The sequence below is a fragment of the Protofrankia sp. CiP1_Cm_nod2 genome (genome assembly GCF_920664355.1).
In the GTDB taxonomy this organism is placed as follows: Bacteria; Actinomycetota; Actinomycetes; order Frankiales; family Frankiaceae; genus Protofrankia.
This window is the reverse complement of record NZ_CAKKTL010000215.1, coordinates 1-8868: the sequence shown is the minus strand read 5'-3', so window position 1 is coordinate 8868 and position 8868 is coordinate 1. Positions and strand designations below refer to the sequence as shown.

Here is an 8868-nt window from a genome sequence, read left to right as displayed (position 1 = left end):
GTACTGGGGGCGGCTGCTCCTGCTGTTCGTGACCTTCCCGATGCACGCGCTGTGGGCGCTGGCGATGTTCACCACCGACGAGGTCTTCGCCGCGGACTGGTACACCGCGCTCGGCCGGACCTGGGGGTCCAGCCCGCTCAGCGACCAGCAGACCGGCGCCGGGCTGATGTGGGCCGCCGGCGAGATCGTCGGCGCTCTGGTGTTCATCGCGCTGTTCATCCAGTGGTCGCGGGCGGACGACCGGGAGGCCGCCCGCGAGGACCGCCGCCTGGACCGGCTGCTCGACGCCGCCACCGGCCCTGCCCGGCCCCGCCCGGACGCGCCCGGGCAGCCGCGGGATGCGGGGCGGGAACGGGATGCGGAAGAGGGGCCCGGGCCCGCGCCGCAGAGCGACCCCGAAGCCGAGCTGCTCGCCCGGGAGGCGGCCTACAACGCCTGGCTGGCCCGGCTCGCCGCGAGCGACACCGCCGCCCCGCGCCGGCCCGCGACCGTCCGTGACCAGACGCGGGGGACGGAACAGGGCTGACGAGGCCGCTGCCGGGTCCGGGCCGCGGCATCCGCCTCGCCGCCAGCCGTCCCGCCGCCAGCCGGCGGGGCGGCTAGCCGCGTAGCGAGAGGTCCGCGATCAGGGACGTCCTGGTCGCGCCGGTGACCGGTGTCGCCTCGTTGTACGCGGGGTGGTCAACCACCAGCTCGACCGGCACGGCCGGATCCCGGAAGGCGTCCCGGGTGGCGTCGTTGAGGAGGAACCGCAGCATGTGCACGGACACGGTCTGGCTCGGGACGTCCGGGTCCTCGTCGGGGCTGAGGACCTCCTCGGCCGGTGCCGGTACGCCGCCGATCTCCAGCCGGATGCTGCGCTGCACACCGGCCAGCCGCTCCAGCTCCGCGCGCACGGTGTCCAGGACGTCGAGCTCGATGAACAGGGTGGCGGTCAGCGTGTGGCTGGAGGGCAGCAGGCGGGAATAGATGTCGATCTCATGGGCGACCTCCGAGGGGTCGCGCAGCCGTTCGGTGTAGACCATCTCCTGCACCTGGTAGCGCAGGGTCTGCTCGTTCTCGAACTCGAACAGGAGCATGTCGCCGACCCGGATTCGGCGCTCCGCCCGCACGGGCAGGATGCGGGCGCGCAGGCTCGGCCGTTGGGCGGAGTAGGCCTCGGGGTCGGTGATGATGTCGGCAACACTGAGCGCCATCGTTGGGACTCCCTGACGATCATCGAAGGCATGGGCGGCGCGCCGGATCCTACGCCGGCATCCGCCAGATCGTGAAGCGGCCGGGAGGCCGTCCGCCGGGCGCACGCCGGCAACGTGGACCGGCGACATCACGTGCCGACAACGTGGACCGGCCGGGGCGGACGCGACTCGTGCGTCCACCCCGGCCGGATACCCTCTCGGCGGCAGGCGGCCCCGCCCCGGTGACGGCCCGAAGCGGTGCGGCCCGCCGGAGCTATTCCGCCGCGACTGTCTCCAGCGAGTCCAGGGCCTTCTGGAACCGGCCGGCGTGGGTCTTCTCGGCCCGCGCGAGAGTGGCGAACCAGTCGGCGATCTCCTCGAAGCCCTCCTCGCGGGCGGTCTTGGCAAAGCCCGGGTACATCGCGGTGAACTCGTAGGTCTCCCCCGCCACGGCGCTGGCGAGGTTCTTGGCGGTGTCGCCGATCGGGCTCCCCGTCGCCGGGTCGCCGACCTTGGCGAGGAAGTCCAGGTGGCCGAAGGCGTGGCCGGTCTCGCCCTCGGCGGTGTCGCGGAAGAGCGAGCTGACGTCGGTCAGGCCCTCGATGTCAGCCACCCGGGCGAAGTAGAGGTAGCGGCGGTTCGCCTGGCTCTCGCCGGCGAACGCCTCCTTGAGGTTGTCGTGCGTCTTCGTGCCGTCCAGCTTGGACATGGGTGCTCCTTCTTCGAGTACGGTCACCTCTGGTAACGAGGCGAGTCCTTCGGGTGCGGCCGTCCGGGATGACGGCGACCGCTCGGATTGAGTGGCTCGTGGCGGCGCGGGAAACCCCGGGTGGGACACCGGCCGCGCGACAGCCGATGGTCTTCAGGGCTACCGGTGATCAGCCACCCGGTCGACAGGACGGACACAGGCCACGCAACTGCAGGTCGTAGCCTGTGATCGCGAAGCCGGTGCTGTGCGCGAGCTCGTTGACGATCATCTCTACCGGGCTTGGCAGATCGATGTCCACGGCTCGTCCGCAGCGGTCACAGACCAGATGGTCGTGACGGCTGGTGTTCCCGTCGTAGCGGGCTGCCGTACCGTTGCCGAGGCTGAGCTCACGGGCCTGCCCGGCCTGGACGAGCAGCCCCAGGGACCGATAGACGGTGGCAGCGCCGATACCTGGCGCGACTTCCCGGACGCGGTCGTAGACCTCGGCCGCCGTCGGGTGGCTGTGGACGGCCCGAAGCACCTCCAGCACCGCACGGCGCTGGGGGGTGAGGCGGAGATCCTGCTGGCCGTCCATGTCACGTCCGATGTTGTCACGCCCGATGTTGTCGGTACGCCCGCCCCCGCCCCGCCCGGCCATCCGCGATTGTCTTGTCACGTTTGGTCACAGCCGGTCGCGACGAGTTCTGTCATGATCGACAACTTTGAGAACGAGTCTCATTATCTACCAAAGAAGGCGGCTCCCGTAAACCCGCCACGCCCGCGCTGGCGGCGCGGGCGATGACACATCGGCATCCTCCCTGCGTGTCCCGCACAGCATCGGTGCCGCGGCCGTGGGCGTCACCCGTCGGCACGATCGGATACCCTGCGGGCGGGCTGCTGCCACAGGTGCGCATCGCACCATGGGCGCACACCCGCCATGGGCGCACACCGCCGCGGTCGCGGTGCGCGGCTCCTTGACGCTCCCCTCGGGCGCCATCCCGCCGACGGCCGCTTCGAGTGAAAGGCCTGCGGTCGCATGAGTACCGTTCTCGTGTACGCGGACAAGCCCGAGGTCCGGGAGCGGGTGAAGCTCGCCATCGGCCCGCTTCCCGACCGCGAGCTCGGCATCCTGGAGTTCCTGGACGCCGCGGACGGCCCGTCCGTGATCGACGCGGTCGACCACGGGGAGGCCGACATCTGCGTCCTGGACGCCGAGGCCGCCCCCAGCGGTGGCATGGGCCTGTCCCGGCAGCTCAAGAACGAGGTCCCCGACTGCCCGCCCACCGTCCTGCTGGTCGCCCGCCGTGACGACCGCTGGCTGGCGAGCTGGTCCCTGGCGGACGCGGTGGTCACCCACCCGGTCGACCCCGCCGAGCTCACCGAGGCCGTCGTCACACTGCTGCGCCGCCGGCACGCGCCGGCACCCCGCGCGCAGTCCTCCCCCGCCCACCACTGACGCGGCCCGCCCCGGCGGCCGCGCCCGGAACGGCCCGGGAGCGGCCGGGCCATCGGGAACAACCAGACGCCGGAAGCAACCGGATACGACCACAGCGGGGAAAGACAGGGATGACGGCCACGCCAACGGGCACGCAGCCAGCAGGCACGCAGCCAACGGGCACGAACAGCGACGAGCCGGCCAGCCCCACACCCGCTGGCCCGCCGAGCTGGGCCGAGCTTCTCACGGCGCTCCTGCGCGGGGAGGCACTGGGCGCCGAGGAGACCGGCTGGGCGATGCGGCAGATCATGTCCGGCGCGGCGTCACCCGCCCGGATCGCCGGCTTCGCGGTGGCGCTACGGGCCAAGGGTGAGACCGCCGAGGAGGTCCGCGGCCTGGTCGAGGCGATGCTCGAGCACGCCGCGCCGCTGGAGGTCTCCGACGACGTCCGGGAACGCGCGGTGGACACCTGCGGTACCGGCGGAGACCGGTCACATTCGGTGAACATATCGACCATGGCGGCGCTCCTGGTCGCCGGATCCGGCATCCCCGTGATCAAACACGGCAACCGGGCCGCGTCCTCGCTGTGCGGAACGGCCGACCTGCTGGAGGAGCTCGGCGTCGTCATCGACCTGCCGCCGGCCGCCGTCGGCACCTGCCTGGCCCGGGCCGGCGCGGCCTTCTGCTTCGCCCCGGTCTTCCATCCGGCCATGCGCCACGCGGCCGGGACGCGCAGCGAGCTCGGCGTGCCCACCTTCTTCAACATCCTCGGGCCGCTGACCAACCCGGGCCGGCCCGCGTCCCAGGCCATCGGGGTCGCCGACCCGCGGCTGGCCCCGGTCGTCGCGGGCGTGCTCGCCGCGCGTGGCACCCGTGGCCTGGTGTTCCGGGGCGACGACGGGCTCGACGAGCTCACGCCGGCGACCACGTCGACGGTGTGGGTGGTCAGTGGCGGCACGGTCCGGCAGGAGATCTTCGACCCACGGACGGTGGGCATCCAGCCCGGCGACCCCGCGGAACTGCGGGGTGGTGACGCCGCCCACAACGCCGAGGTCGCCCGTGTCCTGCTGGCCGGGCGTCGCGGGCTGGTGCGCGACGCCGTCCTGCTGGCCGCCGCGGCGGCTCTGGTCGCCGCCACCGGGCCGACCGCCGCCCCGGTGGGCGAGCAGATCCAGCGTCAGCTCGGCCGGGCCGCGTGGTCGCTGGATTCCGGCGGGGCAGAAGCCGCGCTGGGACGCTGGGTCAGGACGAGCCAGGCGGCTGTCGCCGCCGCGTCCACCAGCGCCTGAGGCCAGCGCCCACAGGACAGGGCGGGCCGGCCCTGTCGCAGCTTCGTCGCCGTCCGCGCGTGGGCGCGACCGGCACCCGGGCCCTGTTCCCGGTGAGCCGCTGTCCGGCCCACCGGGAACCTGTCGATCAGTCCTCGGGGACGGGTGGGTGCCACAGGTTCTCGAACAGCAGGCCTGTGACGAAGAACAGCGTCAGCAGCCCGCCGATCAGAGCGAGCCAGACACCGAAGACGATGCCGAGGCCGACCAGGCTGGCACTGAGGGCGATGAAGACCGGGTAGTAGCTGCCCGGGGTGAAGTGCCCGAGCTCCCCGGCCCCGTCGGCGACCTCGGCGTCGGGCAGGTCCTGCGGGCGCGCCCCGATCCGGCGGGCGGTGAACAGCAGGTAGCCACCGACCAGCAGGCCGAGGCCGCCGCACAGCGCCAACGCGACGGTGCCGGTCGGATCCTGTGACGTGAACCAGTAGACCACGTCGACCACCGCGCAGAAAATCGTGAACACGAGGAAGACCACGCCTTCGATCTTCATGGCTACTGCTCCTCCCTTTCAGCTGCTTTCCCGCCGGCCCACGGGCCGGCTATCTGATTTCGGGTGTGGCGTGGTAGTCGACTCGGCCCGCCGCCTGCGGATAGTGCAGGTCGAAGGCCGGCCGTTCCGAGCGGATACGCGGCAGCGAGCGGAAGTTGTGGCGCGGCGGCGGGCAGGACGTCGCCCATTCCAGGGAGTTCCCGTAGCCCCACGGGTCGTCCACGACGGCCAGCTCGCCCTTCTTGTACGAACGCCAGACGTTGTAGATGAACGGCAGGGTCGAGGTGGCCAGCAGGAGCGCGCCGGCCGTGGAGATCGTGTTGTAGGTGGTGAAACCGTCGGTGGGCGCGTAGTCGGCGACCCGGCGCGGCATGCCCTTCACACCCAGCCAGTGCTGGATCAGGAAGGTGAGGTGGAAGCCGAAGAACAACGTCCAGAAATGGATCTTCCCGAGCTTCTCGTCGAGCAGCCGCCCGGTGACCTTGGGGAACCAGAAGTAGATCCCGGCGTACGCGGCGAAGACCACCGAGCCGAAGACGACGTAATGGAAGTGCGCGACCACGAAGTAGCTGTCGCTGACGTGGAAGTCGATCGGCGGGCTGGCCAGCAGCACACCGGTGAGACCGCCGAAGAGGAATGTCACGAGGAAGCCCAGCGCGAACAGCATCGGCGTCTCGAAGGTGATCTGCCCGCGCCACAGGGTGCCGATCCAGTTGAAGTACTTCATGCCGGTCGGCACCGCGATGAGGAAGGAGAGGAAGGCGAAGAACGGCAGCAGGACGGCGCCGGTGGCGAACATGTGGTGTGCCCACACCGCCACCGACAGCGCGCCGATACCGACCGTCGCGAAGACCAGGCCCTTGTACCCGAACAGCGGCTTGCGGGAGAAGACCGGCAGCACCTCGCTGATGATGCCGAAGAACGGCAGGGCGATGATGTAGACCTCGGGATGGCCGAAGAACCAGAACAGGTGCTGCCACAGGATCGCGCCGCCGTTGGCCGCGTCGAATATGTGCGCGCCCAGCCGGCGGTCCGCCTCAAGCCCGAGCAGCGCGCCGGTGAGGACCGGGAAGGCTACCAGCACCAGGATCGAGGTGATCAGGAAGTTCCAGCAGAAGATGGGCAGCCGGAACATCGTCATCCCAGGCGCCCGCAGGCAGAGGATCGTCGTGATCATGTTGACCGCGCCGAGGATGGTGCCCAGGCCCGACAGCGCCAGGCCGAGAATCCACAGGTCGGCACCGGCCCCCGGTGAATAGACCGAGTTGTTCAGCGGCGCGTAGGCGAACCAGCCGAAGTCCGCCGCGCCACCCGGGGTCAGGAATCCCGCGACGACGGTCAGGCTGCCGAAAAGGAAGAACCAGTAGGACAGCGCGTTCAGCCGGGGGAAGGCCACGTCCGGCGAGCCGATCTGCAGCGGTATCAGGAAGTTCGCGAACGCGAACGCCATAGGCGTGGCGAACATCAGCAGCATCAGCGTGCCGTGCATCGTGAACAGCTGGTTGAACTGCTCGTTCGACAGGACCTGCAGACCGGGCCGGGCGAGCTCGATCCGCATCAGCTCAGCCATGATCCCGGCGAACAGGAAGAAGGCGAAGGCGGTCACGCCGTACATCACGGCGATGTCCTTGTGGGACGTCGTCCGCAGGTAGCCGAGCAGGTTCGTCCGCGGCCTGGTGTGGAGATCCTCGACGTGGCCGGCCGGCGGCTCGTGCACCAGTGTCACTGTCGGCTCCCGGAGGTGTTCGGTACGGCGGATGTCTGCGCGGGCGCCCCGGCGGCGGTGACTGTGGCCGGGGTCACGTCCGAGACCGGGCGGGTCCGTTCGGCGATGAACCGGTCGTACTCGTCACCGGGGACCACCTTGACGGAGAAGTTCATCCGGTCGTGGTCGACCCCGCACAGTTCCGCGCAACGGCCCACAAAGGTGCCGGTCTTGGTGATCGTGAGCTGGAACTGGTTGATCCGGCCGGGGATCACGTCCCGCTTGAACAGGAAGTCGGGCACCCAGAAGGAGTGGATCACGTCCGTCGAGGTCTCGATGAAACGGATCGTCCGGCCCTGCGGGAGCACCAGGACGGCCGGCTCCCCGGGCTTGCCGGTGACCTCGATCGGGGCGGTGCCGTCGCGGCCGGTGTCGAGATAGCGGAACTGCCAGTTCCAACGGAAACCGATCACATTGATCGTGACGTCCGGGTCGGGTGGCAGCCGGTTGATCTCGATCTCGTCCCGGGCCGTGTAGTAGAACAGCCCGGCTACGATGACCAGGGGCACGACCGTGTAGAGGATCTCGACCGGCAGGTTGTAGCGGACCTGCCGCGGCAGGTCGTCCGACCGCTTCCGGAACACGGTGATCGCGTAGAAGATCAGGCCCCAGGTGAACACGCCCACGGCGAGCGCCGCGATCGAGGAGCCCTGCCACAGGTTCAGGATGCGCGGTGTCTGGTCCGTCACTCCGTCGGGGAAACCGAAGTTGGGAACATCACACCCGGTCGCGGTCATGACAAGCAGCGCGAGCCCGGCCATCAGGGCCAGGCGGCGGCGCCACGGACGGGCGCGGGCGGCGCGGTGATCAGAACCTCGCGCGCGGTTCGTGCTCCCCGCCCGGGCAGCGTCGGAGGCGGCCGCTTCCTCGACATCGGCGGGCAACGGCCGAGGTCGGCCGAAGGATCGGGTCACCAGGTCCTGCCTCCCACGAATGCGCCGGCCCAGGCGAACCAACCGGGCCTGGCGCAGGGCTCTTCGACAAGCTGTAGATGCTGCGGCAGGAGCGTATCCCAGCTACCCGTCCGGCATCACGCCAGAGCCTCAGGAGGTGACCCCTTCCGCCCCGAGGAAGGCCGCCCGGAGCGCCTCCCGCGCCGGCGAAGGCATCCCGGACAACCCGCCGGAGCACCTTTTCGCTCCGCCGCCGGCTTGCGGTGCGACAAACGGCCCGCCGCAGCCCGCGGCTACGGAGGCTTCCCGAATCCGTGGCCGGAGGACGCCTGTGCCTCCACCGCGAGGACGCCAGGAAGATCGGCGAAACGGGCCTTGGCGTCATGGCTGAGGACGATCCGTCCGGTCTCGGCCGCATGGGCCGCAATGATCAGATCGTGGGCGCCGCGACGCCGTCCGATCCGGCGCGCGGCCACGATGAGACGGGCGTGGTGAGCTGCCGTGCTCTGCGTGTAGTCCAGCACGTCCAGCACGGACGTCATGGCGGCCAGCGCCCGTGAACGCTGGGCGGCCCTGGCCGCGGTGTCGGCCAGTTCGATCCCCACCCGATACTCGGCGATCGACACGGCCGCGGCCGCGAGCTCGTCGTCGTCCAGGGCGGCGCGGTCGACCGTTCCCCGCTCGTAGGCGATGAGGATGCTGGTGTCGAGGATCAGGCGGCGGCCCACGGGTCGCCCTCGTCCACGGCCAGGTGACCGACCGCCTCCGCGATGTCCGCCTCGAAGGTGTCATCCGGTGGCGTGGTGCCGACAAGCACGGCTCGAAGGTCGGCTCCGGTCCGCCGACGCGCCGGCCTAATTTCCGCGATTGTACGGTTACCTCGCGTAATTGTGATGGTCTCGCCGGCCTCGATCGCGTCAAGCAGATCCGAGAACCCGCGGGACGCCTCGGTCGCCGTTACAGTGCGCATGACCACCAACATATCTGAAAATCAGATACAGGCACGTGGCTGCTGAGAGGAAACGTAACCACCCGCGGAAATGCAACTGGACCGTGGTTACATTTGAGCCCGACGGACGTGAGCCCACCGATCG

General features: G+C 70.2%; 11 protein-coding genes. 3 read left to right on the top strand and 8 right to left on the bottom strand.

All coding sequences use genetic code 11. The features are described 5' to 3' along the window. Positions 1 to 526 (top strand): cytochrome c oxidase assembly protein (locus NBW84_RS19420; protein ID WP_250286182.1); only part of this gene is annotated, 526 nt, incomplete at its 5' end. Between the two features lie 73 nt (positions 527 to 599). Here the strand turns inward: NBW84_RS19420 and NBW84_RS19415 are convergent. From NBW84_RS19415 to NBW84_RS19405, 3 genes are all read right to left on the bottom strand, one after another. Beyond that, a complete protein-coding gene (locus NBW84_RS19415) occupies positions 600 to 1196 on the bottom strand; it encodes a DUF3501 family protein (protein WP_250286181.1) in 597 nt (198 codons plus the stop codon). 253 nt (positions 1197 to 1449) lie between these two features. Beyond that, on the bottom strand, positions 1450 to 1884 hold the full coding sequence (locus NBW84_RS19410; RefSeq protein WP_250286179.1) for a rubrerythrin family protein: 435 nt from the start codon (positions 1882 to 1884) through the stop codon (positions 1450 to 1452). A gap of 169 nt (positions 1885 to 2053) precedes the next feature. Further along, positions 2054 to 2458, bottom strand: coding sequence for a Fur family transcriptional regulator (locus NBW84_RS19405; RefSeq protein ID WP_250286184.1), 405 nt, complete (start codon positions 2456 to 2458; stop codon positions 2054 to 2056). A gap of 441 nt (positions 2459 to 2899) precedes the next feature. Here NBW84_RS19405 and NBW84_RS19400 point away from each other — a divergent pair, with 441 nt between their 5' ends. Both NBW84_RS19400 and trpD read left to right on the top strand, forming a co-directional pair. Further along, the gene (locus NBW84_RS19400) at positions 2900 to 3319 is read left to right on the top strand and encodes a hypothetical protein (RefSeq protein WP_250286177.1); all 420 of its coding nucleotides are present in this window, start codon (positions 2900 to 2902) and stop codon (positions 3317 to 3319) included. A gap of 110 nt (positions 3320 to 3429) precedes the next feature. Next, positions 3430 to 4587 carry an anthranilate phosphoribosyltransferase gene (gene trpD / locus NBW84_RS19395; RefSeq protein WP_250286174.1) on the top strand — a complete coding sequence of 386 codons (1158 nt, stop codon included), beginning with the start codon at positions 3430 to 3432 and terminating at the stop codon, positions 4585 to 4587. A 127-nt stretch (positions 4588 to 4714) separates the two neighbouring features. Here trpD and NBW84_RS19390 read toward each other — a convergent pair whose 3' ends face one another. The 5 genes from NBW84_RS19390 to NBW84_RS19370 form a co-directional block, all read right to left on the bottom strand. Beyond that, entirely contained in the window at positions 4715 to 5116 is a 402-nt protein-coding gene (locus NBW84_RS19390; RefSeq protein ID WP_250286172.1) for a cytochrome c oxidase subunit 4, read from the bottom strand. 49 nt (positions 5117 to 5165) lie between these two features. Then, positions 5166 to 6842 carry an aa3-type cytochrome oxidase subunit I gene (gene ctaD / locus NBW84_RS19385; RefSeq protein ID WP_250286170.1) on the bottom strand — a complete coding sequence of 559 codons (1677 nt, stop codon included), beginning with the start codon at positions 6840 to 6842 and terminating at the stop codon, positions 5166 to 5168. Continuing rightward, positions 6839 to 7795: an aa3-type cytochrome oxidase subunit II gene (gene ctaC / locus NBW84_RS19380; RefSeq protein WP_250286168.1), complete on the bottom strand. Its 957-nt coding sequence runs from the start codon at positions 7793 to 7795 to the stop codon at positions 6839 to 6841. The genes ctaD and ctaC overlap by 4 nt, the downstream gene beginning before the upstream one ends. 272 nt (positions 7796 to 8067) lie before the next feature. After that, positions 8068 to 8502, bottom strand: coding sequence for a PIN domain-containing protein (locus tag NBW84_RS19375; RefSeq protein WP_250286166.1), 435 nt, complete (start codon positions 8500 to 8502; stop codon positions 8068 to 8070). Further along, complete coding sequence (locus NBW84_RS19370) at positions 8487 to 8744, bottom strand: type II toxin-antitoxin system Phd/YefM family antitoxin (RefSeq protein WP_250286164.1); 258 nt, start codon at positions 8742 to 8744, stop codon at positions 8487 to 8489. Before NBW84_RS19370 ends, NBW84_RS19375 begins: the two co-directional genes overlap by 16 nt. Between the last annotated feature and the right edge of the window lie 124 nt (positions 8745 to 8868).